Origin of the sequence: Pseudomonas sp. SWRI92, assembly GCF_014268685.1 — a bacterium.
Classification (GTDB): Bacteria; Pseudomonadota; Gammaproteobacteria; order Pseudomonadales; family Pseudomonadaceae; genus Aquipseudomonas; species Aquipseudomonas marvdashtae.
The window spans coordinates 441,987-465,681 of the sequence record NZ_JABWQY010000001.1; the positions used below are offsets into that span (position 1 = coordinate 441,987).

Annotated in this window: 23 protein-coding genes; 8 read left to right on the top strand and 15 right to left on the bottom strand. The window is 62.8% G+C overall.

The window, feature by feature from the left end:
• Window positions 1–2: 2 nt before the first annotated feature.
• From HU762_RS01695 to HU762_RS01715, 5 genes are all read right to left on the bottom strand, one after another.
• On the bottom strand, window positions 3–1,802 hold the full coding sequence (locus HU762_RS01695) for a thiamine pyrophosphate-requiring protein (RefSeq protein WP_186632028.1): 1,800 nt from the start codon (window positions 1,800–1,802) through the stop codon (window positions 3–5).
• A 126-nt stretch (window positions 1,803–1,928) separates the two neighbouring features.
• A complete protein-coding gene (locus HU762_RS01700) occupies window positions 1,929–2,432 on the bottom strand; it encodes a DoxX family protein (protein ID WP_186632030.1) in 504 nt (167 codons plus the stop codon).
• Window positions 2,433–2,446: 14 nt separating this feature from the next.
• The gene (locus HU762_RS01705) at window positions 2,447–3,085 is read right to left on the bottom strand and encodes a ferric reductase-like transmembrane domain-containing protein (protein ID WP_186632032.1); all 639 of its coding nucleotides are present in this window, start codon (window positions 3,083–3,085) and stop codon (window positions 2,447–2,449) included.
• Between the two features lie 164 nt (window positions 3,086–3,249).
• Window positions 3,250–4,572 (bottom strand): HAMP domain-containing sensor histidine kinase, encoded by a 1,323-nt coding sequence (locus HU762_RS01710; RefSeq protein ID WP_186632035.1) that lies wholly within the window; start codon window positions 4,570–4,572, stop codon window positions 3,250–3,252.
• Window positions 4,569–5,309: a response regulator gene (locus HU762_RS01715; protein ID WP_186610708.1), complete on the bottom strand. Its 741-nt coding sequence runs from the start codon at window positions 5,307–5,309 to the stop codon at window positions 4,569–4,571. The genes HU762_RS01710 and HU762_RS01715 overlap by 4 nt, the downstream gene beginning before the upstream one ends.
• Window positions 5,310–5,534: 225 nt before the next feature.
• Between HU762_RS01715 and HU762_RS01720 the strand changes: the two genes are divergently transcribed.
• From HU762_RS01720 to HU762_RS01730, 3 genes are all read left to right on the top strand, one after another.
• Window positions 5,535–5,798: a DUF2790 domain-containing protein gene (locus HU762_RS01720; RefSeq protein ID WP_186632038.1), complete on the top strand. Its 264-nt coding sequence runs from the start codon at window positions 5,535–5,537 to the stop codon at window positions 5,796–5,798.
• A gap of 70 nt (window positions 5,799–5,868) precedes the next feature.
• The gene (locus tag HU762_RS01725; RefSeq protein WP_186632041.1) at window positions 5,869–7,080 is read left to right on the top strand and encodes a cytochrome c biogenesis protein DipZ; all 1,212 of its coding nucleotides are present in this window, start codon (window positions 5,869–5,871) and stop codon (window positions 7,078–7,080) included.
• A gap of 213 nt (window positions 7,081–7,293) precedes the next feature.
• Window positions 7,294–7,623: a hypothetical protein gene (locus HU762_RS01730; protein ID WP_186632044.1), complete on the top strand. Its 330-nt coding sequence runs from the start codon at window positions 7,294–7,296 to the stop codon at window positions 7,621–7,623.
• 4 nt (window positions 7,624–7,627) lie between these two features.
• Here HU762_RS01730 and HU762_RS01735 read toward each other — a convergent pair whose 3' ends face one another.
• Entirely contained in the window at window positions 7,628–9,493 is a 1,866-nt protein-coding gene (locus tag HU762_RS01735; RefSeq protein ID WP_186632047.1) for a sigma-54-dependent Fis family transcriptional regulator, read from the bottom strand.
• A gap of 342 nt (window positions 9,494–9,835) precedes the next feature.
• Here HU762_RS01735 and HU762_RS01740 point away from each other — a divergent pair, with 342 nt between their 5' ends.
• The 5 genes from HU762_RS01740 (at window position 9,836) to HU762_RS01760 (ending at window position 15,201) form a co-directional block, all read left to right on the top strand.
• Window positions 9,836–10,909 (top strand): NAD(+)/NADH kinase, encoded by a 1,074-nt coding sequence (locus HU762_RS01740; RefSeq protein ID WP_186632050.1) that lies wholly within the window; start codon window positions 9,836–9,838, stop codon window positions 10,907–10,909.
• Between the two features lie 2 nt (window positions 10,910–10,911).
• Window positions 10,912–11,889, top strand: coding sequence for a thiamine pyrophosphate-dependent dehydrogenase E1 component subunit alpha (locus HU762_RS01745; protein ID WP_186632053.1), 978 nt, complete (start codon window positions 10,912–10,914; stop codon window positions 11,887–11,889).
• A 34-nt stretch (window positions 11,890–11,923) separates the two neighbouring features.
• On the top strand, window positions 11,924–12,940 hold the full coding sequence (locus tag HU762_RS01750; RefSeq protein ID WP_045155939.1) for an alpha-ketoacid dehydrogenase subunit beta: 1,017 nt from the start codon (window positions 11,924–11,926) through the stop codon (window positions 12,938–12,940).
• The gene (locus HU762_RS01755; RefSeq protein ID WP_186632057.1) at window positions 12,940–14,052 is read left to right on the top strand and encodes an acetoin dehydrogenase dihydrolipoyllysine-residue acetyltransferase subunit; all 1,113 of its coding nucleotides are present in this window, start codon (window positions 12,940–12,942) and stop codon (window positions 14,050–14,052) included. Before HU762_RS01750 ends, HU762_RS01755 begins: the two co-directional genes overlap by 1 nt.
• A gap of 84 nt (window positions 14,053–14,136) precedes the next feature.
• On the top strand, window positions 14,137–15,201 hold the full coding sequence (locus HU762_RS01760; RefSeq protein ID WP_238340339.1) for a 2,3-butanediol dehydrogenase: 1,065 nt from the start codon (window positions 14,137–14,139) through the stop codon (window positions 15,199–15,201).
• Between the two features lie 63 nt (window positions 15,202–15,264).
• On the opposite strand, the gene HU762_RS01765 is transcribed toward HU762_RS01760, so the two are convergent.
• The 9 genes from HU762_RS01765 to HU762_RS01805 all read right to left on the bottom strand — a co-directional run bounded on the left by HU762_RS01765 (window position 15,265) and on the right by HU762_RS01805 (window position 23,691).
• Window positions 15,265–15,771 carry a DUF6644 family protein gene (locus HU762_RS01765; RefSeq protein ID WP_202883634.1) on the bottom strand — a complete coding sequence of 169 codons (507 nt, stop codon included), beginning with the start codon at window positions 15,769–15,771 and terminating at the stop codon, window positions 15,265–15,267.
• Window positions 15,771–16,121, bottom strand: coding sequence for a DUF6152 family protein (locus HU762_RS01770; RefSeq protein ID WP_186632063.1), 351 nt, complete (start codon window positions 16,119–16,121; stop codon window positions 15,771–15,773). The genes HU762_RS01765 and HU762_RS01770 overlap by 1 nt, the downstream gene beginning before the upstream one ends.
• 26 nt (window positions 16,122–16,147) lie before the next feature.
• The gene (locus tag HU762_RS01775) at window positions 16,148–16,702 is read right to left on the bottom strand and encodes a DinB family protein (protein WP_186632066.1); all 555 of its coding nucleotides are present in this window, start codon (window positions 16,700–16,702) and stop codon (window positions 16,148–16,150) included.
• Window positions 16,703–17,750: 1,048 nt separating this feature from the next.
• Window positions 17,751–18,668 carry a dihydrodipicolinate synthase family protein gene (locus HU762_RS01780; RefSeq protein WP_186632069.1) on the bottom strand — a complete coding sequence of 306 codons (918 nt, stop codon included), beginning with the start codon at window positions 18,666–18,668 and terminating at the stop codon, window positions 17,751–17,753.
• Between the two features lie 171 nt (window positions 18,669–18,839).
• Window positions 18,840–19,868, bottom strand: coding sequence for a proline racemase family protein (locus tag HU762_RS01785; protein WP_186632071.1), 1,029 nt, complete (start codon window positions 19,866–19,868; stop codon window positions 18,840–18,842).
• A 9-nt stretch (window positions 19,869–19,877) separates the two neighbouring features.
• Window positions 19,878–20,600: an amino acid ABC transporter ATP-binding protein gene (locus HU762_RS01790; RefSeq protein WP_186632074.1), complete on the bottom strand. Its 723-nt coding sequence runs from the start codon at window positions 20,598–20,600 to the stop codon at window positions 19,878–19,880.
• Window positions 20,593–21,243, bottom strand: a complete 651-nt coding sequence (locus HU762_RS01795) for an amino acid ABC transporter permease (RefSeq protein ID WP_186632077.1) — start codon at window positions 21,241–21,243, stop codon at window positions 20,593–20,595. Before HU762_RS01795 ends, HU762_RS01790 begins: the two co-directional genes overlap by 8 nt.
• A gap of 11 nt (window positions 21,244–21,254) precedes the next feature.
• Window positions 21,255–21,920: an amino acid ABC transporter permease gene (locus HU762_RS01800; RefSeq protein ID WP_186610725.1), complete on the bottom strand. Its 666-nt coding sequence runs from the start codon at window positions 21,918–21,920 to the stop codon at window positions 21,255–21,257.
• Window positions 21,913–23,691 carry an aconitase X gene (locus HU762_RS01805; protein ID WP_186632080.1) on the bottom strand — a complete coding sequence of 593 codons (1,779 nt, stop codon included), beginning with the start codon at window positions 23,689–23,691 and terminating at the stop codon, window positions 21,913–21,915. Before HU762_RS01805 ends, HU762_RS01800 begins: the two co-directional genes overlap by 8 nt.
• Window positions 23,692–23,695 lie beyond the last annotated feature (4 nt).

The window sequence follows — 23,695 nt, forward strand, 5'->3', positions numbered from 1 at the left end:
GCTCACTCTTTGTCCTTGCGGTGGCCCGGCAGCAGCGAGCCCAACACCTGTTTGGCGGTCGCCACGACGATGCCAAGCTCGTTCGGGTCGCCTTGGAGCAGAGTGGAAGCGAATTTCTTTGCCTGTTCCAACTTGATATGCGGCGGCAATGGCGGCACGTCGGGGTCGGTCCGGAACTCGATGAGCACCGGCCGTTCGGCGGCGAGCGCTTGTTCCCAGGCGGTGGCGACGTCTGTTTCCTGATCGACGAGGATGCCTTTGAGGCCGATGGATTCGGCGAACAAGTGATAAGGCACGTCAGGGATGTCCTGGGACGCTTCGAATTTCGGGTCGCCTTCCATGACACGCTGCTCCCAGGTCACCTGATTCAGGTCCTGGTTGTTGAACACCGCGCAGATCCAGGTGTTGTTCGTCCAGGTGCGCCAGTATTTGGCAACGGTGATCAGCTCGGCCATGTTGTTCATTTGCATCGCGCCATCGCCCACCAGCGCGATGACCGGCCGATCCGGATGGCAGAACTTGGCGGCAATGGCGTAAGGCACCGCGGCACCCATGGAGGCCAGGCCACCGGAGAGCGAGCACATCATGCCGCGACGGATCTGGATGTCCCGGGCAAACCAGTTGGCGCAGGAGCCCGAATCGCAGGTGAGGATGGCGCGGTCCGGCAGTCGCGGCGACAGCTCGAAGGTGACCCGTTGCGGATTGATCGGCTTGGCCGTGACCAGGGCGCGGTTTTCCAGGGTCTTGTCCCAGTCCGCTCGCCACTGTTCGATTTTCTTGCGCCAGGCGCGGTCGGGCTTTTCTTCGATCAGGGGCAGCAAGGCCCGCAGGGTATCGGCGCTGTCGCCTTGCAGGTTGACTTCCATCGGGTAGCGCAGGCTCAACATGTCCGGCTTGAGATCGATCTGCACACCGCGTGCCTGGCCTTCGGCGGGCAGGAACTCGGCGTAGGGAAAGCCGGATCCGATCATCAGCAGCGTGTCACAGCCGGCCATAAGGTTGTCGCTGGGCTCGGTGCCCAGCAGGCCGATGGAACCTGTGACCCACGGCAAGTCGTCGGGCACCGCCGCTTTGCCGAGCAGGGCCTTGGCGACGCCAGCGCCGAGTTTATCGGCAATGGCGATCACTTCATCCGTGGCGTGCAATGCGCCGGCACCCACCAGGATGGCGACTTTCTTGCCAGCGTTGAGGACATCGGCGGCCCGGCGCAGGTCTTCCTCGTAGGGCACCACCTTGGGTTTGCGGTAGCCGACCCCGGAATGGAGCGTGCCGTGCTTGTGCGGCGGTGCGGTGTACTCCAGCTCTTGCAGGTCGTTAGGCAGGATCAACGCTGTAACCCGGCGCTCGCCCACCGCCGTGCGCACGGCGCGGTCGAGCAGATGGCGCACCTGGGCCGGTGCGCTGGCTTGCTGGACGAACGCGCCGGCCACGTCCTTGAACAGACTGACCAGGTCCAATTCCTGCTGATAATGCCCGCCGAGGGCGTTGCGCGCTTGTTGGCCGCAGATAGCCAGGACCGGCATGTGGTCCATGCGTGCGTCATACAGACCGGTGACCAGATGCGAAGCCCCCGGCCCCGACGTGGCGATACACACCCCCAGCTCGCCGGTGAACTTGGCGTGGGCGCAGGCCATGAAAGCGGCCATTTCCTCGTGACGTGCCTGGATGAACTGGATCTTGCCCTTGGCCCGATTCAAGGCGCCAAACACGCCGTTGATGCCATCGCCGGGGTAGCCGTAGATGCGACGCACCCCCCATTCATAAAGGCGTTCAACCAGAAAATCGCCGACGGTCATGCTCATGTCTGTTCCTCATCTCGATGGGCTGTCTCGATCGGCTGCGACCACCGTGGCAGCGGTACGCAGCGCTTTGGCTCATACAGGACTGGACCAACGCAAGCCGCCCAAGGTTTCGATTTTTTGTTGCCGCTACCGACGGTGCAACGTCTTGAGCAACGCATCTGCACTCAGATTTCCGGCGCCTTGCAAGAGCAGCGGCAGCAGCGCTACCAGGTAAATCAACGGCAGTTTGAAGTTGCCATAACCCTTGTTGGTAATGGCATATCCTTGTGCCAGTTCATTCAGGCTCGACCAATCCGCTGGCCAGTGCACGGCGGCGGTGGCGACCACGGTGACGATCATCAGGACCAGCGCCGAGAAACGCGTGCCCAGGCCAACCAGCAAGGCGATGGCGCAGACCAGTTCCGCCCACATCGACAACTCCCAATTCCAATTGGCCGGCACATGGTTGAAAGGGAAAGGGAAGGCCGATTGGATCTCGGCGAACCAGTTCTGGCCGTTCCATTTCTCCAGGCCGGATTCGAAGAACTCCCAGGCCAGGAACAGGCGCAGCCCCAGCGGCGCGAGCCATGAACCGGCTTGATCGAGATTCAGATGCAGGCCGTTCAAGGCTTTCGATACGATGCAATACATGGTCGATCTCCTTCTCAAACCGTGCGTGGCAGGGGCTGGCGCTTGTTGGCCTGGGCCAGTTTGCCCACCAGGCGGACAGCGGTGGCGGCGCAGATCAGGCCGAAGGGCAGCACGTACCAGTCGCTCATCGGAATGCGCTTGAAGTTGGAGTAGGCAAAAATCGCCGCCAGTACCCACATGCCGGTGGTGTGCAGGCGCTTCCAGGCTTTGGCGCCGATCAGCCGCGTGGTGCTTTTGAACGAGGTCAGGGCCAGCAGGAGGACGAACACATAACCGACGCTGCCAGGCACGTTGCCAAGGGTGGTCCGGCCGGGCCAGAACTCGGTGTTGAGCTGGCCATAGGCGTAGATCAGGACCGCGTGGACCAGATGGGAGAAGGCAAAGGCCAACCCGATGAAACGCCGCTCACGCACCAGGGACTTGCTCAGCGGCGAGGGCACCAACACGGCAAACGCCGAGGCCGTGAAGGCCAGCAGGAACAGGACGAAGGAGGAGCGGGCGGTGGCGCGAATCGCACTGCGCACGCCTTCGGTGAGGTCTGGGTTGAGCATCACGGTCAGTGCGGTCATCAGCAGCACCAGGACGGCGATCAGGCTGAACAGCGACCAACCCTGGAAACGGAAAGCAGGCGGCGTTGCGGTGGTGGTAGGCATGGGAAGCTCCTTGGAAGTCGGGCCCGGCCATCACGTTGGCCGGGGACACAAGGAGTCTTTCAAATGGGTGTAAGCGGGGTGTGTCTGGAAGGGGGGGCTGTGCAAGTTTGTGTATGCCGTGTGCCCGTTGACACACTGGCATACAAACCCGCTGATGAATCCGGCTAACCTGCGCAGGCGCTATCGCGGCCCAGGCGCAATTCGGCACACAAGCCGCCGCCGTCGCGATTGCTCAATCTCAGCGACCCGCCCATGGCGTTCGCCAGTTGCAGGGCGATGGCCAACCCCAGGCCCGTACCGCCGGTTTCCCGGTTGCGCGAGCTTTCCACCCGATAGAACGGCTTGAGCACTTCTGCCAGTTCTTCCTCGCTGATTCCGGGGCCTCGGTCCAGTACCTGGATCGCCAGTTGGCCGCCGTCGGCAGGCTGGACCTGGATTTCTGCCGCGCCGCCAAATTTCAGGGCGTTGTCCACCAGGTTGACCAGCACCCGGCGCAGCGCATGAGGGCGGGTATCGATGACGGCGGCATTCTTGCCGGACAACTGCACATCCTGTCCGGTGTCCTGATAGTCGAATACCAGGCTGTCGAGAAACGCATCCAGGCTGATCCGGCAACTGGCCTCGGTGGCGCCGTGGATGCTGCGGGCATAGGCCACGCCTTCGCGCACCAGATGCTCCATTTCGCTCAGATCGCTGGACAACTTGTCCTTTTCAATGCCGTCGTCCATGAATTCGGCGCGCAGCTTCATGCGGGTAATGGGCGTCTGCAAATCATGGGAAATGGCTGCCAGCAGGTGCATGCGCTCCTTGAGGTAAGCGGCGATGCGGTCTTGCATGGCATTGAACGCCTTGGCCGCATGCACCACCTCGGTTGGGCCTTTTTCGTCCAGGCGCACGCCGTGGGCATTCGGGTCGAGGGTCTCCACCGCCCGGGCCAAGCGGGTGAGGGGGCTGACGGCGATGCGCACGGCCAGCCAGGTGCAGCCGATCAAAAGCGCCAATTGACCGAGCAGCACCGCCGGGAGCCAGGGCGAAAGAGGCGCCATCGCCGGGCGTACGTCGATCGTCAAGGGTTCGCCGTCCTTCAGGCGCAAGTGCGCCTGGTAATGCATCTTTGGCCCTGGGATTTGGTTGTAGGTCAGCGCATAGGATTCACCCAGGGCTTCCTGGATCGAGCTGACGGATATCGGTGCATTGTCGGGGAGCATCGGCATGCCTGGCTCGCCTTCGTCGAGCACGTAGTCATAGTTGCGCCGGGCGAGTTTCGGCAGCCAGGCCGGCCGTTCGGCGGCCGGCAGGCGGTCGAGGATGGCGACTGACGTCGACACGTCGGTTTCCAGGTTGCCGAGCATGGTGTTCTTGGCGCTCTCGTAGCGTTCGTAGTACTGCACGCCGAACGACAGGCCCTGGGCCAGGACCAAACCGATCAGGAAGATCAGCGACAGGCGCGAGGCGAGGGTGCGCGGCCAGCGTAGCGGCAGACTCATGCCGAGGCCTCGAGGATCTCCACCGGCAGCGAGAACACATAGCCTTCGCTGCGCACGGTCTTGATGTAGGCCGGCTCACGGGCGTCGTCCAACAGGCGTTGGCGCAGCCGGCTGACCAGCAGATCGATGGAACGGTCGAACAGGTCGGCATCGCGGCCCTGGGTCAGGTTCAGCAACTGGTCGCGGTTGAGCACCCGCTGCGGATGGTCGAGGAACACTCGCAGCAGGCGATATTCCGCACCGCTCAGGGCGACCATGGTGCCGTCGCCGTCGAGCAAGTGGCGGGCAGTGGTGTCCAGGCGCCAGCGACCGAACGCCAACAGACGCCCGCTCTCGGTGACCACCAGGTTTGGCGGCAGCATGCGGGTGCGGCGCAGCACGGCGTTGATCCGGGCGAGCAGTTCGCGGGCGGCGAAGGGCTTGACCAAGTAGTCGTCGGCACCCATTTCCAGGCCGATGATGCGGTCGGTTTCGTCGTTGCGGGCGGTGAGCATCAAAACCGGCGTGGCCTTGTGCTTGCCGGCCCGCAGTTCCCGGCACAGCACCAGGCCGTCGTCGCCGGGCATCATGAGGTCCAGCACGATCAGGTCCACCGGGGTGGTTTCCAGGAACGTGCGCATCTGCCTGCCGTCTGCTACCACGGTGGTGCGCAAGCCATTCTTTTTCAGGTAGTTGCCTACCAGTTCCCTGATCTCGCGATCGTCATCCACGATCAACACATGATCGACATGATCCATGGTGTTCTGCCCCTTCGCCTGTTGTTGCTGGCCAGTCTACAGCCGCCGGCCGGCACGGCCCGCGCCGGTTTGTATTGCAGTGTATCTGGCGCGCGACGGATACACAGCGATGCAAAAAGCCGCCCGCCCCGATACAGACGCGATACCTGGGCGGCGTTCAATGGCATCCAACGAGGCAACACGACGACCTCTGCGATAAACATCCATTGAATCGAGGAAACCGCCATGAACACCAAAGCCATCTACGCCACCTGCCTGTTCGCCGCGCTGAACATCTGCACCTTGTCGGCCCGGGCCGAAAGCAATGTCCAGGCGCAAACCTACACCTACGGCAGCCATCTGGACATCCGGAAAGTGTTGTCCCTGACCGAAGATCCGCAGCCGGCGTGTGGCGTGGTGAACGCCCACATGACCTACCTCGACTCGATGGGTCACAAGCAGGCGCTGGACTATCGCAAGTTTTCCGATAACTGCAGCAACGAAAACTGATCTTCTCTACCTGTGGCGGGGCGCTTGCTCCCTCGCCACAGGTTCTACGTCAGCCTTTATAGGTGTTCCCATGCTTCTGATCGCTTTTCTCGGCGGGATTCTGACGATCCTCAGCCCCTGCATCCTGCCCGTGGTGCCATTCCTGTTCGCTCGGGCCAATCAATCGCGCAGCTCGGTGCTGTTGACGCTGGCCGGCATGATGCTGACGTTCGCCTTGGTCTCCAGCCTGGCGGTGGTCAGCAGCGAATGGGTGATCCACGCCAGCAGCATCGGCCGGCAAGTCGCCCTGGTGGTGATGGTGCTGTTCGCCTTGTCGTTGATGTTCAGCCAGGTCGGTACCTGGCTCTCGCGTCCGCTGGTCAGCCTGGGCAATCGACTTGACGCCGATGCCGGACGGATGGCCGGCCCTGCGGGGTCGGTGTTGATCGGGGTTGCCACCGGGCTGCTCTGGGCTCCCTGCGCCGGGCCGATCCTTGGGGTGATCCTGACCGGGGCCATGTTGCAGGGCGCCAGCGCCGAGACCAGTCTGCTTCTGCTCGCCTACGGGCTGGGCAGTGCCTTGTCGCTGGGCACGTTGATCCTGGCTGGCCGCGGCTTGATCGGTCGACTGAAACCCTCGCTGCCGATCACGGCCTGGCTGCGCCGCGCCACCGGGACGTTGGTATTGTTGGCGGCCGTGGCGATTGGCACCGGGGTGGATGATCGCTTGCTCGCCAACACCTCGTCCCAGCAATCGACCAGCCTGGAAAAAAGCCTGTTGGAAAGCGTGCCCAAGGCCATCGACTACGTGGTCAGCAAGGCCGGGGCGAACTCGATGCCGGACCTCGAATCCCAGGGCGCCATGCCTTCACTGGACGGCGCCGTGCAATGGCTGAACTCGCCGCCGCTGAACCGCGAGGCGCTGCGGGGCAAGGTGGTGCTGGTGGATTTCTGGACCTACGACTGCATCAATTGCCAGCACACGCTGCCATACGTGAATGATTGGGCCAGGAAATACGAGAAGGACGGGCTGGTGGTGATCGGCGTGCACACCCCCGAGTACGGCTACGAGAAGATCATCGCCAACGTGCGCGACCAAGTCCGCAAGCTGGACATCCAATACCCGGTCGCGATCGACAACCAATATGCAATCTGGCGCGCCTTCAACAACCAGTACTGGCCCGCCCATTACTTCATCGACGCCAAGGGACAGGTGCGCTACAGCCACTTTGGCGAAGGGCGGTACGGCGAGCAGGAGCAAGTGATCCAGCAACTGCTGCAAGAAGCCAGGGCCAGCCAATAAACCGTGGCGAGGGAGCTTGCTCCCCTGTCGCGGGTTGTAGGCCGCTTCAGAAGGTTGTGAAGCTCGCTTCATTCTCTAGAAAATAGAAAGCGTTTAATTTCAGAAGCTTATGTTCTTAATCTGTCAACGTTTCTAGTTTTCTTCAGTACTGGCCCCTTGCTCATTCGCTTGGCGTCAAACTTCTTTTATTTCAGAAGGTTGGACGACAAACCTATGCGTGTTTCTATCTGGATCGCGGCGGCCATGGTCTTGGCCGCTGTCTCGCTTGAAGCCCAGGCCAAGGCCCTCACCGCCAACCAGCAGTCGGTGTGTCGCTGGGGTTCGGACATTGCGGCGGGAGCGCAGGCGTCGAAACTGTCTGGCGTCAGCCTGTACGGCGCGCGCAAGAAACTGCAAGTGCGCAAATTCCCCCGGCCTTGGATGCGCATGACTGCCCTGGGCATTACCGAACAGACCTACAACAGCGCATCGCGGCTCAAGCCGGCTGCCGTCAAGCAGACCTATTACGAACAATGCGTGCGTCACGAACTGGCGCGGCGATAAGTTTTCAGCCCGGGCTCCTGCCGGGCATTTCAATGCCGTGCTGATGCACCCGGCGATACAGCGTTGCCCGGGAAATGCCCAAGGCTCGGGCCGTCGGGGTAGGTTTCCAGCGGTGACGCACCAGGGCATCGAGCAGCGCCTGGCGTTCCGGGCTGGCGCTGGGTTCTTCGCTACGAACGGCGGTTTGGGTGCCGTGCAGTGACTCAGGCAAATGGCTGAGCTGGACCACGTTCGTGTCGCAGACCGCGCAGGCATAACGCAATACGTGCCGCAACTGACGCACATTGCCTGGCCAGTGGTAGCCGAGCAGGCACTCCAACACCGCGCCGCTCAGTTGCACCGAGCCCCCGCAGAGCGCCGATTCTTCGTCCAGGATACGGTTGATCAAGGCCAGTCGATCAGTGCGCTCGCGCAATGGCGGCAATTGGAAACGGGCGCCGCCGAGACGGAAATACAAATCCTCGCGGAATTCTCCGGCCGCCACGAGGCTTTCCAGGTCGCGGTGAGTGGCGCAGATCACCTGGATGTCCACGGCCTTGCGCCGCGATGCGCCCAGCGGCGCCACCTCGCCCTCGGCCAGCACCCGCAACAGCCGCGTTTGCAAGGCCAGGGGCATGTCACCGATTTCGTCGAGGAACAGCGTGCCGCCATCGGCCTGCTGCAGGAGCCCCTGCATGCCCTTGGTCGAGGCGCCGGTAAAGGCTCCGGCCACGTAACCGAACAACTCGCTCTCGATCAGGCTTTCGGGGATCGCCGCGCAGTTCAACGCGACGAAGGGCCTATCCCGGCGCTGGCTGGCCTGGTGCAGTTGGCGGGCGAAGACTTCCTTGCCGGAACCGGTTTCGCCCTGGATCAGCACCGGCAGGTTGCGGTCCTTGACCCGCACCGCCAGGTTCAGGCTGTCCGCCAGGCGGGGATCGAGTTCGGTCGGCGTCGTGGCGGCGCGCTGGCGCAAGGATGCCCGGCGGCGTGGGGCGCTCAAGCGGCCGTGCAAGGATGGGGCGAGGGGGTAGAGGCTTTCGTCGCGGGCGCGATGCAGCAGTTGTGGGTCAAAGACCTGGCTGATGTGTTGGGGCAATTGGCCGTAGCGTTGTAGCAGATACTGGCGGGCCGCTGGGTTCAGCGCTTGCAGGCAGCCGTCGTCGTCCCAGGCAAATAGCAAATCCGGCTGGCTGTCGACGTACCCGGCGTTGCCATGCGCGCGCAAAACCCAGTAGCCCTGGGCACTGCTCATGAAGAATGCCTGTTCGATTTCCCGCGCGCTCTGCACCACCATCTGCCGGATCAGGTGCTGGGAACGTCGGTCATCCGGCGAACGCACCGCCGAAACGTCGAGCACCCCGAGCAATTCCCCTTGCGGGTCGAAGACCGGCGCGGCGGAGCAGGTCAAGCCAATGAACGCCGCGCGGAAATGGTCGCGCTTGTGCACGGTCACCGCCGTCTTGGCGGTGAGCACCGCCGCCACGCCGCAGGTGCCTTCTTCACCTTCCGACCAACAAGTGCCCAAGTACAGCCCGGCCTTGCGGCAGTCGTTGCGAAGGGTGGTTTCGACGCGGTAATCGATGGTCTGGCCCTGGGCATCGGTCAGCAGCACGCAATAGTCGGCATCGCGTACCCGGCCATGCAAGCGCGCCACTTCATCGCTGGCGATGTTGAGGAACAGTTCAGAGCGTTCGCGACACTGCTTGAGCACGTCGTTGGAAAGGATTCGCGGGCCCTGCAGCGAGCCAGGATCGAGGTGATGCTGCTCCATGGAGCGGCGCCATGAATCGAGGATCAGGTCCGGCACGGGCAATTGCGGCAGTCGAGCGGCGTTCTTCAGTACGCGGCTGACGCAATCCACATGCGCCCGGGAGTGAGCGGAAAGCATAGCGGCCTCCGGTTCAGCTTCTTGTCGTTGTGGGCACATTAAGCGCTGATCGCCGGGTGCAGACAAGCCCGACGGAGCGTAGATGGCGGGTGAGACGCCACGTCTCAGCGTCTCGCCGCCGACCCGTGCAGGCTGACATGTGGCGTCTCACCCAGCGCCGCCGCGCAACACCCAAAGGTGCATCGCAAGCGCTCTGTCTCGGGGCTTTCCATTGATTTGCGGGGAACTGGCACCGGCCTTGCTCTAGGCCCTGGACCCACATCAGTGGGCTTCCAATAATAAAAAAGAGGTGCCTATGACTTGCAGGCCAAGCCCGCTGACCATCCATTTTCCGGTGATGCCATGAACCGCCGTCCGCTGACTGTCGGCATCATCGCCAACCCCGCGTCGGGCCGTGACGTGCGGCGCCTGACCGCCAACGCCGGGCTGTTTTCCAGCACCGACAAGGTCTCGGTGATCCAGCGGCTGCTGGCCGCGTTCGGCGCCACCGGCATCGAACAAGTGCTGATGCCCACCGACATGATCGGCATGGCCGCCGCCGTGCTGAAGAACAGCCACAGCCGCCAGGCCCGCAGCAGCCACTGGCCGGCCCTGGAATTCCTCAACCTGACCCTGCGCCAGACCGTCGAAGACACCCGCCGGGCCGCGCGCCTGATGGCCGAGCGCGAGGTGGCGCTGATCGCCGTGCTCGGCGGCGATGGCACCCACAAGGCGGTGGCCGCCGAAGTCGGCGACATCCCATTGCTGACCCTGTCCACCGGCACGAACAACGCCTTTCCCGAACTGCGCGAGGCCACCAGCGCCGGGTTGGCCGGTGGGTTGTACGCCAGTGGCCGGATCCCGGACGAGATCGGTTTGCGCCGCAACAAGCGCCTGTTGGTCTGCGACGCCGGACGCGGCATGCGCGAAGTCGCCCTGGTGGACGTCGCCGTGTCGCCGCTGCGCTTTGTCGGCGCCCGGGCCATTAGCCGGGCACAGGACCTGGCCGAAGTCTTCGTGACCTTCGCCGAGCCGCAATCCATTGGCCTGTCGGCCCTGTGCGGCTTGTGGTTCCCGGTGTCCCGCCAGGCACCGGGCGGCGCCTGGATGCGCCTGGACCCGCAATCCCCCGAGGCGCTGCTGGTGCCGCTCGCCCCCGGCCTGTTGCAAGGCTGCGGGGTGCTCGCCGCCGGGCCCTTGGAACCCGGCGTCGCCCATGGCTTGTCACTGTCCAGCGGCACCTTGGCCCTGGATGGCGAACGGGAAATCGAATTCAACGTCCATGACCGGCCCACGGTCACCCTCGATGCCGGCGGTCCGCTGAGCATCGACGTCAATGCGGTGCTCATCTACGCCGCGCAACAACGCTTGTTGGCCATTGGCCGCGAGCACCCGCAACACCCTCTGAATCTTCAAGAAGACACCCCAGGAGAATAAAAATGTCGACACCGCTCGCCCACGATCAACTGCTGCACGCCTACCAGGTGATGCGCACCATCCGCGCCTTTGAAGAGCGCCTGCACGTGGAGTTCGCCACGGGCGAGATCCCCGGTTTCGTTCACTTGTATGCCGGTGAAGAAGCTTCGGCCGCCGGCGTCATGGCCCACCTCGGCGATGACGACTGCATTGCGTCCAACCACCGTGGCCACGGCCATTGCATCGCCAAGGGCGTGGACGTCTACGGAATGATGGCCGAGATCTACGGCAAGAAAACCGGCGTCTGCCAAGGCAAGGGCGGCTCGATGCACATCGCCGATTTCGAGAAGGGCATGCTCGGCGCCAACGGCATCGTCGGCGCCGGTGCGCCGCTGGTGGTCGGCGCGGCTTTGGCGGCGCGGCTCAAGGGCACCGACAGCGTTGCCGTGGTGTTTTTCGGCGACGGCGGCTCCAACGAGGGCGCGGTGTTCGAAGCCATGAACATGGCCTCGGTGTGGAACCTGCCGTGCCTGTTCATCGCCGAAAACAACGGCTACGCCGAAGCCACGGCGTCGAACTGGTCGGTGGCCTGCGATCACATCGCCGACCGCGCGGCCGGCTTCGGCATGCCCGGCGTGACGGTGGACGGCTTTGACTTCTTCGCCGTGCATGAAGCCGCCGGGGCCGCCGTCGAACGCGCTCGTGCCGGGGAAGGGCCGTCGCTGATCGAGGTCAAGCTGACCCGTTACTACGGCCACTTCGAAGGCGATGCCCAGACCTATCGCGCGCCGGACGAGGTCAAGCATTTCCGCGAAAACCAGGACTGCCTGATGCAGTTCCGCGAGCGCACGACCCGTGCCGGTTTGCTCACCGTCGAGCAGTTGGAACAAATCGATAAGGAAGTGGACCTGCTGATTGAAAACGCCGTGTACAAGGCCAAGTCCGATCCCAAGCCCTCTGCAGCGGACCTGCTGACCGACGTCTACGTCAGCTATCCCTGAACACCCTCCTAAAACAAGAACAGAGAATCCCATCATGGCGAGAAAAATCAGCTATCAGCAGGCAATCAACGAAGCCCTGGCCCAGGAAATGCGCCGCGATTCCAGCGTGTTCATCATGGGCGAAGACGTGGCCGGTGGCGCCGGTGCCCCCGGTGAAAACGACGCGTGGGGCGGTGTGCTCGGCGTAACCAAGGGCCTTTACGACCAGTTCCCCGGCCGCGTGCTGGATACGCCACTCTCGGAAATCGGTTACGTCGGCGCGGCGGTCGGCGCCGCCACCTGCGGCGTACGGCCGGTGTGCGAGTTGATGTTCGTCGATTTCGCCGGGTGCTGCCTGGACCAGATCCTCAACCAGGCGGCCAAATTCCGCTACATGTTCGGCGGCAAGGCCTCCACGCCCCTGGTGATCCGCACCATGGTCGGCGCCGGGCTGCGCGCCGCCGCCCAGCATTCGCAGATGCTCACGTCGTTGTGGACGCACATCCCGGGGCTGAAAGTGGTCTGCCCATCATCGCCCTACGACGCCAAGGGCCTGCTGATCCAGGCGATTCGCGACAACGACCCGGTGATCTTCTGCGAGCACAAGTTGCTCTACAGCATGCAGGGCGAAGTGCCGGAAGAGCTCTACACCGTGCCGTTCGGCGAGGCCAACTTCCTGCGCGACGGCAAGGACGTAACCCTGGTGTCCTACGGACGGCTGGTCAACACCGCCATGGACGCGGCGCGCAACCTGGCGGGACGCGGCATCGACTGCGAAGTGATCGACCTGCGCACCACCAGCCCGCTGGACGAGGACAGCATCCTGGAAAGTGTCGAGAAGACCGGGCGCCTGGTGGTGATCGACGAGGCCAACCCGCGCTGCTCCATGGCCACCGATATCTCGGCCCTTGTCGCGCAAAAAGCCTTTGGCGCGCTCAAGGCGCCGATTGAAATGGTCACCGCGCCGCACACGCCGGTGCCGTTCTCCGACGCCCTGGAAGACCTGTACATCCCTGATGCGGCGAAGATCGAACAAGCCGTGCTCAACGTGATCGAGTGGAGCAAGCGCTGATGAGCCAGATTTTTACCCTGACCATGCCCAAGTGGGGCCTGTCGATGACCGAAGGCCGGGTCGATGCCTGGCTCAAGGAAGAGGGGCAGGCAGTCACCAAGGGCGATGAAGTGATGGACGTCGAGACGGACAAAATCTCCAGCAGCGTCGAAGCACCATTCTCCGGCATCCTGCGCCGGCAGATCGCCCGCCAGGACGAAACCCTGCCGGTCGGCGCCTTGCTCGGCATCGTCGTCGAAGGCGAGGCCAGCGACGCCGAGATCGACGCGGTCATCGAACAGTTTCAATCCAGCTTTGTGCCGGGCGACGCGGCTGATGAAGACAGTGGCCCGAAACCGCAGAAAGTCGAGTTGGACGGCCGGGTGGTCCGCTATTTCGAGCGCGGCGAGGGCGGTACGCCGTTGGTGCTGGTGCACGGTTTTGGCGGCGACCTGAACAATTGGCTGTTCAACCATGAAGCCCTGGCGGCCGGGCGTCGAGTGATTGCCCTGGACCTGCCAGGCCATGGCGAATCTTCAAAGACCCTGCAACGCGGCGACCTGGACGAGCTGAGCGGCGTGGTGCTGGCCTTGCTCGATTACCTGGACGTCAACGCGGCCCATCTGGTGGGGCATTCCATGGGCGGGGCGGTGTCGCTGAACGCCGCGCGTCTGATGCCCCAGCGGATACGGTCGCTGACCTTGATCGGCAGTGCCGGCCTGGGGGCGCAGATCAACGGTAGCTACTTGCAGGGTTTCGTCGACGCCGCCAACCGCAACGCCCTCAAGCCGCAACTGGTGCAACTGTTCTCCAATGCCGAGCTGGTCAACCGCCAGATGCTCGACGACATGCTCAAGTACAAGCGCCTGGAAGGTGTGGACGCCGCCCTGCGGCAACTGTCAGCGACGCTGTTCGCCGACGGTCGCCAACAGGTGGACCTGCGTGAAGTGGTGCAGGCCGGCCACGTCCCGACCCTGGTGATCTGGGGAAGCGACGACGCGATCATCCCGGCGGCTCACGTCGAAGGGCTGGCGGCGCAGGTCGAAGTGCTCCCCGGCCAGGGCCACATGGTGCAGATGGAAGCGGCCGAGCAGGTCAATCGATTGATCCTTGAGTTCACCGGACAGCACTGATCAAGCGGGCGACGATTGCATCGTCGTCCTATAAAAAATTCTGGAGGTAACGCCATGAACGTTTCAATCAAGCCGACCCACAGCATGCGCGCCGCTGTCTGGCATGGCCGCAATGACATCCGCGTCGAAGACGTGCCGCTGCCGATTTCGCCGCCCGCCGGTTGGGTGCAGATCCGCGTGCAGTGGTGCGGCATCTGCGGCTCCGACCTGCACGAGTACGTGGCCGGGCCGGTGTTCATCCCAGTGGACGCGCCGCACCCGCTGACTGGGATCAAGGGCCAGTGCATCCTCGGCCATGAGTTCTGTGGCGAGATCGTCGAGCTGGGGGCCGGCGTCGAAGGTTTCAGTGTCGGCGAGCCGGTGGCCGCTGATGCCTGCCAGCACTGCGGCACTTGCTACTACTGCACCCACGGGCTGTACAACATCTGCGAAAACCTGGCGTTCACCGGGTTGATGAACAACGGTGCGTTCGCCGAGCTGGTCAACGTCCCGGCTAATCTGCTTTATAAACTGCCGGCCAACTTTCCCGCCGAGGCCGGTGCGTTGATCGAGCCGCTGGCGGTGGGCATGCACGCGGTCAAGAAGGCCGGCAGCCTACTGGGACAGAACGTCGTGGTGGTCGGCGCCGGCACCATCGGCCTGTGCACCGTCATGTGCGCCAAGGCCGCCGGTGCGGCCCAGGTGATTGCTCTGGAAATGTCCGGCGCGCGCAAGGCCAAGGCGCTGGAAGTGGGCGCCAGCCATGTCATCGATCCCAACCAATGCGACGCCCTGGCCGAGGTACGCCGCCTGACCGGTGGCTTGGGCGCCGATGTCAGCTTCGAATGCATCGGCAACAAGCACACCGCCAAGCTCGCCATCGACCTGATCCGCAAGGCAGGCAAATGTGTGTTGGTGGGTATTTTCGAAGAACCGAGCGAGTTCAACTTCTTCGAACTGGTCTCCACCGAGAAACAGGTGCTTGGCGCGCTGGCCTACAACGGCGAATTTGCCGACGTGATTGCCTTCATCGCGGACGGACGCCTGGACATCTCGCCGCTGGTGACCGGGCGCATCCAGTTGGAGCAGATCGTCGGGCAGGGCTTTGAAGAATTGGTCAATAACAAGGAGCACAACGTGAAGATCATCGTGTCCCCCGCACGGATCTGAGGGCGCCTGAGGTGGGCGATTGGCGATGGCCGGCAGCGGTCATCGCCTTTTTTCAGGTGTCGTTCAGGTGTAGGCCAGCAATCGACCGCAGAGAATGACCGCAACCCATAGCAGCACGGACATCAGTGCCTGGGTTCTGGCCAGGCCGGGTGCCTTGTGGCCGGTGTTCCACTGCTCGACCGTGCGGTAGGGTCCAACATGGAACAACAGGGAATTGATGCCGGCTGCCGCGATCAGGCAGAGCTTGAGAATGAATACATTGTTGCCGGCGAAGTCCTGAGGATGAGCGCTGAACATCATCAAACCGGCAGGCACGATCAGCAACAGCGCTGCCACTGCCCAGCGCAGCAGATGGCGTGCCAGTGAGGTCACGGCGATGTCCTTCGACAGCCCGAGAACGCGCAGATCGAACATCACCACCGCGCCCACCAGCAGCGAAAAACCGATGATGTGCACCACTTCCACCAGCGGATACAGCCATAGCTCGCTGCGCATGGCCAACGCCAGGGACGAGTCGCCCAGTTGGTCCATCCAGCCTTGCGGGGCGGCGGCTGGAGCGGTGTCCTGCATCAGCGCAACTCGGTGGTCTTGTCGCCGATGGTGATGCGTTCTGCGCGAAGCTCATCGGGTTTTTTGCGATTTGGATAGCCGACCACGGTGGCGGTGTTACCTGCCTTGAGCATGTCTTTGCTCAGCCCCCGGCTTTCCATACGCGAGGGCGGTGCGAGCACCACGGTCCAGGTCTTGTTGGTGGTTTGCAGGCGCACGGTGCCGTGGGGATGGGAGTAGCCGGCTTCCTTGATCGTGCCTTCTAGCGTCAGCGGATTGCTGGCGTCGTATTCGCTCCAGCCATGGTGGGCGAATGCCGCGGTGGCAACCAGCATCGAAGATAAACCGATGCAGCGAAGGGTCATGTTCATGGCAAGGTCTCCTTGAGGGAATCGATTCAGTCGGGCAGGTAATCGCGCCAGACCCGCTGCTCATCAAGTTCAAGCCGCTGCTCCTCTTGCGCTCGGAACTGGCGGTCGCAATCGAGAAAAAACTCATCGAGTTGCGGCGGATCAACGTGGGTGGCGCTGAGCATGGTGTGGACCTGGCCGCGGTGGTGGATCTGATGTTCGAACAGGTGCAGGAGCAATCGGTCGATCCGTTCGCGCACCTCGCCGTCGGCGCGCACCAGATCGATGGCGCGAGGGAGGTCTGTCTCTCGCAGGGCTTCGCAGAACGCCACCAGCCTATGGTCGGTTCGTTCCTGCTGTGCCCTCAGTTCGGCGAAGGTCAAGGTTTCGAAGAAGTCGTGCTTCTGGCCGTCCACATCACCTTCCAGGGCGGTGAGGTAATAGCGGTCCACCTCGAGGATATGGCACAAGGTGGCTTGGATGGAGGGGAAGAAACTGGTCCGGTAGGCCTCGTACTCCGCCGTGTTCAGCTGTGCGCAGGCGCCCAGCAGCCGATGGTTGGCCCATCGGTTATTGAGGGCCTGGGCCAGGAAATAGTTCATGGAACGCCTCCCGTTCGCGTCATAGCGCCGGCAAAAGCGTAGCAAAGACTGGCGATGGCGAGGTGTTGTTGGTCGGCTGCGTCGGTGAGAGCAGCGGGCCGCTTGTGAATGGCCGCCGAGAAGCGTCGTTGATTGCGGGAGAGGCTGAATAGCGAAGAGTACTAAGTTTGTTTTGACATATTTTTTTATACAGTAACGATGGCTCGATAGCGGTAAATGTCCGGCCATTCCAGAACACCCCTGTCAATGTCTTATCGTAGTGTTTGGTTAAACTATTATTGATTGAAGATGGATAAAATAGTGCGAATATCAACTCGGCGTTGATTCCTGATGTCAGGGAGTTGATATTAATTAGGTATTATTGGATATAAGTTGATGAAAACAAACTCGCTGTTACGCTTATTGTTGTTGTCTGCCGTTGTCGCGATGAGCTCGACCGCTATCGCAGAGCCAAACACTCGGTATTTTTCTTTCGTAACACAGAATGGGTTTAGCTCGCCAAGCGGAGATACGTCTTCGTTTGGTCCGCATGAATTTGTGGTTGCCATCGACAATTCGGCATTAGCGGATCAGATTTCCGCCGTCATTAGTAACAACATCCAGCCCGGTGATCCGTTTATGATAATGGGGAAAATCGTGCGTGAACGGAAACCTTACAATGAGCGGTGGCCATTCCATTTGGCACCAGAGTCTATCTCGTTGTTTGCTAATCAACAACTTGACTGCGATGGGGCTGCGTTTACAGTCGAAGATAACATTGAGCTCGTAGGGGTACCAGGTTCTGAGGTCTTGCCCGACGGCGTCTGGTGCCCTTGGACCTCCCGCTTCGTAAGAGAAATATATTATAGGTTTCCTCTTTAATGTAATGGTCGCTGGCTCTCTACAGTGATAGCTGGCGGTCTAGCTACATACAGGGCTGGTAAGTAGTTCACTACTACAGGCCCGCGAATCAAAAGAAGCTTGGCGGGCCGAGCCCTGTAGCGTACAGAGTCCGGTCCGCTGTTGCTTGAACAGGATTACTTACAAGCTCCGATCACTGTGTCGGTGGTTATAGCCCCACATCCGGCAAAGCTGGCCGATTGGCCAGCGCCTTGGCCATGATCTGCTCCACATACACCCGGTCTTCTTCCGGCAAGGCGAGGCGCGGTGGGCGGGTGAGGGCGCTGCCGCGGCCGGCGATGGCTTCGCACAGCTTGATGCATTGCACCAGGTCGGCGCGGGCGTCCAGGTGCAGGATCGGCATCAGCCATTCGTAGATCGGCATGGCTTCGGCAAAGCGTCCGGCGCGGGCCAGGCGGAAGATGGTTTCGCCTTCTTTCGGGAACACGTTGGACATGCCCGAGACCCAACCTTCGGCGCCCACCGCCAGGCTTTCCAAGACTACGTCGTCGAGACCGGCGAACAGCACGAAACGATCGCCGACTTCATTGCGCACGTCGATGAAGCGCCGAGTGTCGCCAGAAGAATCCTTGAAGCACACCACGTTGTCGCAGTCGGCCAGGGAAATCAGGATGTCGGGGGTGACGTCGTTCTTGTAGATCGGCGGGTTGTTGTAGACCATCAACGGCACGTCGGCATGCCGGGCCACGTAGCGGAAATGCTCGGCGGTCTCGAACGGCTTGGAGCCGTAGACCAGCGCTGGCATCAGCATCACCCCGTCCACGCCAACCTTGCGCACGGCATTGGCAACCTTGGCGGCCTGCACGCTGGTGAACTCGGCCACGCCGCAGATCACCGGCACCCGGCCACGGGAAGCGTCCACCGCGACTTCGGTCACGGCGATTTTTTCCTCGGCGCTCAGGGAGGTGTTTTCCCCCACGGAGCCGCAGACCACCAGGCCGGAAACACCATCGCGGATAACGTTGGAAATGACCTGATGGGTTTTCTCCAGATTGATGGAAAAGTCATCGTTGAATTGCGTGGTGACAGCGGGAAATACGCCGCTCCAGTTGATGCGTTTGCTCATGGGTTGTCTCCGTTTTTGATAGTGCTTTTGTGGCGAGGGAGCTTGCTCCCGCTGGGTCGCGAAGCGGCCCTCAGGATCTGGCTGACACACCGAGTTGTCAGTCTTCAGGACTGCTTCGCAGTCCAGCGGGAGCAAGCTCCCTCGCCACAAGGTTTTGAGTGGATCTGAACGTCATGCGCCGGGCCAGGTATCTGAAAGCCGATAGCCTTGCGGCCACGGATCCGCCGGGTCCAACAACAACTGGTGGGTCCCGGTGATCCACGCCCGCCCGGCGATGCACGGGTGAATCGCCGTGCGTCCGTCCAGCTCGGCCAGCGAATCAATGCGGCAATGAAATTCGGAGCCGATGATCGAGCGGCCGATAAAACGGTCGCCCACCTGCATCAAGCCTTTGGCATGCAGCACCGCCATGCGCGCCGAACAGCCGGTTCCGGTGGGCGAACGATCAATCTTGCCGGGCTGGATGACCACCGCGTTGGCGCCGGTGGCAACGCCGTTTTCCATCACGATGGGCGCCGCGATCTGGCAGAACGAGATGTGCGACCAGTCGGGATTCAACGGATGCACGAAGCCCAGTTGCTCGTTCGCGGCCCGGGTGATCTTCAGCCCCGCGGCCACCAGCTCGGCGGCTTCGTCGGGGCGGATGGTGAAGCCAAGGCGCTGGGCATCGACGATGACGAAACTGTCGCCACCGTAGGCAGTGTCCACTTGCAGCGAACCCAGCCCTTCGACTTCGATCCAGGCGTCGAGGCGGTCGGCGAAGGAGGGTACGTTCTTGATTTCCACCCGCTGCACCTTACCGTCACGACAGTCGGCCAGCGCCTCGATCAGGCCGCCCGGCGCTTCGAGCACTAGTCGCGTCTGCGGTTCGGTCATCGGCAGGATGCCGCTGTCCAGCAACACGGTGGCGACGCACAACGAGTTGGAGCCGGACATCGGCGGGGTGTCGGCCGGCTCCATGATGATCCAGGCCATTTGCGCCCGCGGGTCCTTGGCGGGCACCAACAGGTTGACGTGGCGAAACACGCCGCCACGGGGTTCGTTCAAGACAAAATTGCGCAGGGTCTGGTCCCGGGCGATCCAGCGCGATTGCTCCCACACGGTATCGCCGGGAGGAGGGGCAACGCCGCCGACGATCACATCACCGACTTCACCTTCGGCGTGGCAGCTCACTACGTGAATCACTTTGGATGAGCGCATGGGTGGCTCCTATTTCACCGACTTGAGGAACGCTGCCGTCTCCGGCTGCACAGGACTGCCCAGCACCTGGTCCGGCGGCCCGATTTCATGGACCCGCCCGTTGCAGAAGAACGCCACGCGATCGGAGACGTCCCGGGCGAAGCGGATCTCGTGGGTGACCAGCACCATGGTCATGCCGTCTTCGGCGAGCATGCGCATGGTGTCCAGCACTTCGCCCACCAGCTGCGGATCGAGGGCCGAGGTGGCTTCGTCGAACAACATGTAGTCCGGCGACATCGCCAGCGCCCGGGCGATTGCCATGCGCTGCTGTTGGCCGCCGGACAGCTTGCCGGGGAACGCCTTGAGCTTGTCGCCCAGGCCCACGTGCTCAAGCTGTTTCACCGCCAGCGCCTCGGCGTCCTGCTTGCTCTTGCCCAGCACCTTGCGCGGCGCGAGCATCACGTTTTCCAGCACGGTCAGGTGGGGAAAGGCGTTCCATTGCTGGAAGACGATGCCGATCTTCTGGCGCAACCGGTTGAGGTCGGTGGCGCTGTCATGGACCTCCACCCCGTCCACGCGGATGCTGCCTTTCTGGATCGGCTCCAAACCGTTGATGCACATCAGCAGGGTCGACTTGCCGGAGCCGGAGCCGCCGATGATCGAGACGACTTCGCCCTTGTTCACCGTCAGGCTCACGCCCTTGACCACTTCGAGGTTGCCAAAGGATTTGTGCACGTTTTCGATCTCAATCATTTTCTTGCCACCTTCTTTCCAGGCGCGCGCCCAGGCGGGCGACCACCAGGCTCATGACGTAGTAAATGAGGCCCGCGATGCACAGCACCAGCAGGGGTTCCTGGATGCGCGTCACGATGGTTTGCGAAGCGCGCAGCAGTTCGACGATCCCGATCCACATCACCAGGGCGCTGTCCTTCATCACGCCGAGTACCAAGTTCAACCAACCGGGAAAAGCCACGCGTGTAGCGATTGGCAGGACGATGAAACGCAGGTCCTGCAAGTAGGTCATGCCCAGGGACCGACTGGCCCGTCGGGTGCTCAACGGCACCGCCAGCACGCCGCCGCGCACGATCTCGGTGAAATACGCGGCGGCGTAGACCCCCAGGACGATGCAACCGACCGCGAAGGCGCTGAGGTTCAGGCCGACGATGCTCTTGAGGGAATTGAACAGCACGAACTGGATCAGCAGCGGCACACTGCGAAACATATCGAGCACCCAGGCCAACGGCAAGCTGGCCCGAGGCAACAACGCCCGCAGCAAGCCGAACAGCAATCCGGCGACGGTGCCCAACAGGATCGACCACGCGGTGAGTTGCACCGTGACCCAGGCGCCGTCGAGCAGGTACAAGACGTCGTTAACGGTGAGGCTGGTAGAAAACATGACGAGCCCTCTCAGTAACGAAACAAGCGCCAGGACAACAGCCGGGCCAACCCGACGATCAGCTTGGCGATCAGGTAATACAGCACCGCCGCGAGGGCGAAATATTCGAAGGTGCGGAAAGTCTTGACGTTGTATTCCTGGGTGACGCCGGTGAGGTCGTCGTTGAGGCCGACCACGACGCCCAGGGAGGTCATCAGGACCGCCCAGACCATTTGGTTCGTCAATGGGTAGAAGACGATGCGCAGCAGCTGCGGGACGATGATCATCCGGTAGGCCTGGAACGCGCTCATGCCCAATGAGCGGGCGGCACGCATCTGCGTACTCGGCACAGCCTTGAGCCCGCCGCGAAAGTTCTCCGCCAGGTAGCCAGCGTTGTTGAAAGTGATCCCGGCCAGCAAGGCCAGCCACGAACTGACGTGTAGCCCGAGTGAGCCGAGGCCGAAGTAGAGGATGTAGATCTGGAACAGCGAGGGCGTGTTGCGGGCGATCGACACCCAGCCATTACCCACGCCGCGCAGCAACGGATGGCGGGCCTGGCGCATCACCGTCAGCACCAGGGCGATCAGCACGCCGAAGATCATCGACAGCGCGGCGGTCTCGAAGGTCACCCAAGCCCCGGCGAGCATGTCGGGCAAGGCGCGCAGGGCCGGGCGCCATTGGAAGCTGTAGTCAAACATGACGTGCGGTCCCCTTGCGTGCGGTGGGTTGCAGCCACAGTGGCGGCTCGCCGCTGGCCGTGGCGGTGCAGGCGGCCTCGACGCAATCGCCGAGGCTGGCGAAGTGCACGCCGCGACCCACCAGGCCCGGCGCGTAATGGGCGTATTTGCCCGAGTTGGTCATCAGGGTCGTGGCGGCGGGCGGGATCACGGGTTCGCCCAACATGCACCAGCAGGTGTCGGTGACCAGCGTTGCGCCGAACGCCACGATGGCGTCCAGGTGACCTGCCAGGCGAGCTTGCTCGAGCACGGCACGGCCACAGGTGATTGCCAGCACCACGTCGGGGTGCTTGCCCCGGCCTGCGCATAGCTGCGCCAGGGCGGCGAATTCGCTCAGGGAAAAATGCGGGTTACCCAGGGAAACCACGTCGACGTGGCCGTGGCGGGCGCTGTTGAGTTCGCGCCAACTGGCAAGCAAACCCGCGGCGTTGACAATTTCCAGCGGCAGCACGGTGTCGTGGTCCAGGACATCATCCGGGTCGATGGCTTCCGGCGTGACGCCAGCGATGTGGAACAACGGCGCGGCGCTGGTGGTGGCGAATGCTGCGCCGAAGGCTTTCAAGTCGTCCAGGGTGGGGGCGGCGTTCTCCAACCCCCGTATCAGCGGAATGCGTCGGCCTGCCAAACTGCCAACGTGGTAACCGAGCAGCGGATAGAAGCTATCGTCCACCGGACCAAGGCTGGGCACCTCGACGATCAGGCCGGCCTTGCGCTGATCATCGAGATGGCAGCCGGCCAACGGTGCACGAGCACACAGCGCGATGCAGATATCGAGGAAGTCCGGGTACTTCTGCGTGCGGGCACCGAGTACGCTGTTGGCGTAGACCACCGCATTGGATTCGGCCCAGACGATCTGCTCGCCGGCCTTCGGCGCGGTGTCCAGCAGGTAGGGCGCGCAGGTGAAACTCAGCTGCGCGCCCATCGCCATGTAGGCATCGCCTAACGCACTGGCCGGCTCGCCCAAGGCCGGGTCGACGCCCAACTCGCGCCAGCGGCGCTGGTCCACGGAAATCGAATTGAGGGTGGTCGGCACGCAGACTTTCGCGCCCCACTGCACCAGTTGTTCGGCGAAGCGCAGGCTGGCCGGACCGGTGTAGATACAGCCGTCGATGTGCGCCTGGGTGATGTCCAGCAGCTCAGTGGCGCCCTGGATGTCGGCCATGCGCAGGACGATTTGCATCGCCACTTGGGCCGCCTTGCCGTGGGCACCGTCGAGCAGCGCCTGATCCCGCTCGTTCAAGCGGACAGTGGAAGGCAAAGACGACTGCGGGAGACTGGCTGTGTCGCGCCATTGATCGTTGGGCCGGCGCCCCGACAAGGTCAAGCGGTTGCCTTCGACCCGAGCGAATCCTTGCCCGCGCAATCGGTTGAACGCCTCGTGTCCGATGCATAAAACCGGCAGTGAGCGCTGGAAAATCACCTCGGCCACCAGCACGCCCAAAGCGAGGATTTCGTCAGCCTCGGCCAGCACCAGGGCGGCCGGTGCGTGGCCGTTGCTGATGAGTTCCATCAGTACGCTGCTGCCGGTGCAGGAACCGCGCCCGCTGGGAATCGCCAGCACCCGACCGGCCATGCGTTCGCCGCTGAGGGGGTGGTGCCGGTCAATGACTTCGCCCGTGGCCGGGTCGACCCCGCCCCAGAAACTCAGGCCGACGTCGGCGAACAGCAGGGTGCCCTCGGCGGCACCCTCGACCAGGCTGCGGCCCTGCAAGCAGATAGGCGTGCTTGGCATGCCC

What these genes read in the sequence shown, in the direction of transcription:
- HU762_RS01695 (WP_186632028.1), bottom strand. Translation starts at nt 1,802, where the DNA reads ATGAGCATGACCGTCGGCGATTTTCTGGTTGAACGCCTTTATGAATGG.
- HU762_RS01700 (WP_186632030.1), bottom strand. Translation starts at nt 2,432, where the DNA reads ATGTATTGCATCGTATCGAAAGCCTTGAACGGCCTGCATCTGAATCTC.
- HU762_RS01705 (WP_186632032.1), bottom strand. Translation starts at nt 3,085, where the DNA reads ATGCCTACCACCACCGCAACGCCGCCTGCTTTCCGTTTCCAGGGTTGG.
- HU762_RS01710 (WP_186632035.1), bottom strand. Translation starts at nt 4,572, where the DNA reads ATGAGTCTGCCGCTACGCTGGCCGCGCACCCTCGCCTCGCGCCTGTCG.
- HU762_RS01715 (WP_186610708.1), bottom strand. Translation starts at nt 5,309, where the DNA reads ATGGATCATGTCGATCATGTGTTGATCGTGGATGACGATCGCGAGATC.
- HU762_RS01720 (WP_186632038.1), top strand. Translation starts at nt 5,535, where the DNA reads ATGAACACCAAAGCCATCTACGCCACCTGCCTGTTCGCCGCGCTGAAC.
- HU762_RS01725 (WP_186632041.1), top strand. Translation starts at nt 5,869, where the DNA reads ATGCTTCTGATCGCTTTTCTCGGCGGGATTCTGACGATCCTCAGCCCC.
- HU762_RS01730 (WP_186632044.1), top strand. Translation starts at nt 7,294, where the DNA reads ATGCGTGTTTCTATCTGGATCGCGGCGGCCATGGTCTTGGCCGCTGTC.
- HU762_RS01735 (WP_186632047.1), bottom strand. Translation starts at nt 9,493, where the DNA reads ATGCTTTCCGCTCACTCCCGGGCGCATGTGGATTGCGTCAGCCGCGTA.
- HU762_RS01740 (WP_186632050.1), top strand. Translation starts at nt 9,836, where the DNA reads ATGAACCGCCGTCCGCTGACTGTCGGCATCATCGCCAACCCCGCGTCG.
- HU762_RS01745 (WP_186632053.1), top strand. Translation starts at nt 10,912, where the DNA reads ATGTCGACACCGCTCGCCCACGATCAACTGCTGCACGCCTACCAGGTG.
- HU762_RS01750 (WP_045155939.1), top strand. Translation starts at nt 11,924, where the DNA reads ATGGCGAGAAAAATCAGCTATCAGCAGGCAATCAACGAAGCCCTGGCC.
- HU762_RS01755 (WP_186632057.1), top strand. Translation starts at nt 12,940, where the DNA reads ATGAGCCAGATTTTTACCCTGACCATGCCCAAGTGGGGCCTGTCGATG.
- HU762_RS01760 (WP_238340339.1), top strand. Translation starts at nt 14,137, where the DNA reads ATGCGCGCCGCTGTCTGGCATGGCCGCAATGACATCCGCGTCGAAGAC.
- HU762_RS01765 (WP_202883634.1), bottom strand. Translation starts at nt 15,771, where the DNA reads ATGCAGGACACCGCTCCAGCCGCCGCCCCGCAAGGCTGGATGGACCAA.
- HU762_RS01770 (WP_186632063.1), bottom strand. Translation starts at nt 16,121, where the DNA reads ATGAACATGACCCTTCGCTGCATCGGTTTATCTTCGATGCTGGTTGCC.
- HU762_RS01775 (WP_186632066.1), bottom strand. Translation starts at nt 16,702, where the DNA reads ATGAACTATTTCCTGGCCCAGGCCCTCAATAACCGATGGGCCAACCAT.
- HU762_RS01780 (WP_186632069.1), bottom strand. Translation starts at nt 18,668, where the DNA reads ATGAGCAAACGCATCAACTGGAGCGGCGTATTTCCCGCTGTCACCACG.
- HU762_RS01785 (WP_186632071.1), bottom strand. Translation starts at nt 19,868, where the DNA reads ATGCGCTCATCCAAAGTGATTCACGTAGTGAGCTGCCACGCCGAAGGT.
- HU762_RS01790 (WP_186632074.1), bottom strand. Translation starts at nt 20,600, where the DNA reads ATGATTGAGATCGAAAACGTGCACAAATCCTTTGGCAACCTCGAAGTG.
- HU762_RS01795 (WP_186632077.1), bottom strand. Translation starts at nt 21,243, where the DNA reads ATGTTTTCTACCAGCCTCACCGTTAACGACGTCTTGTACCTGCTCGAC.
- HU762_RS01800 (WP_186610725.1), bottom strand. Translation starts at nt 21,920, where the DNA reads ATGTTTGACTACAGCTTCCAATGGCGCCCGGCCCTGCGCGCCTTGCCC.
- HU762_RS01805 (WP_186632080.1), bottom strand. Translation starts at nt 23,691, where the DNA reads ATGCCAAGCACGCCTATCTGCTTGCAGGGCCGCAGCCTGGTCGAGGGT.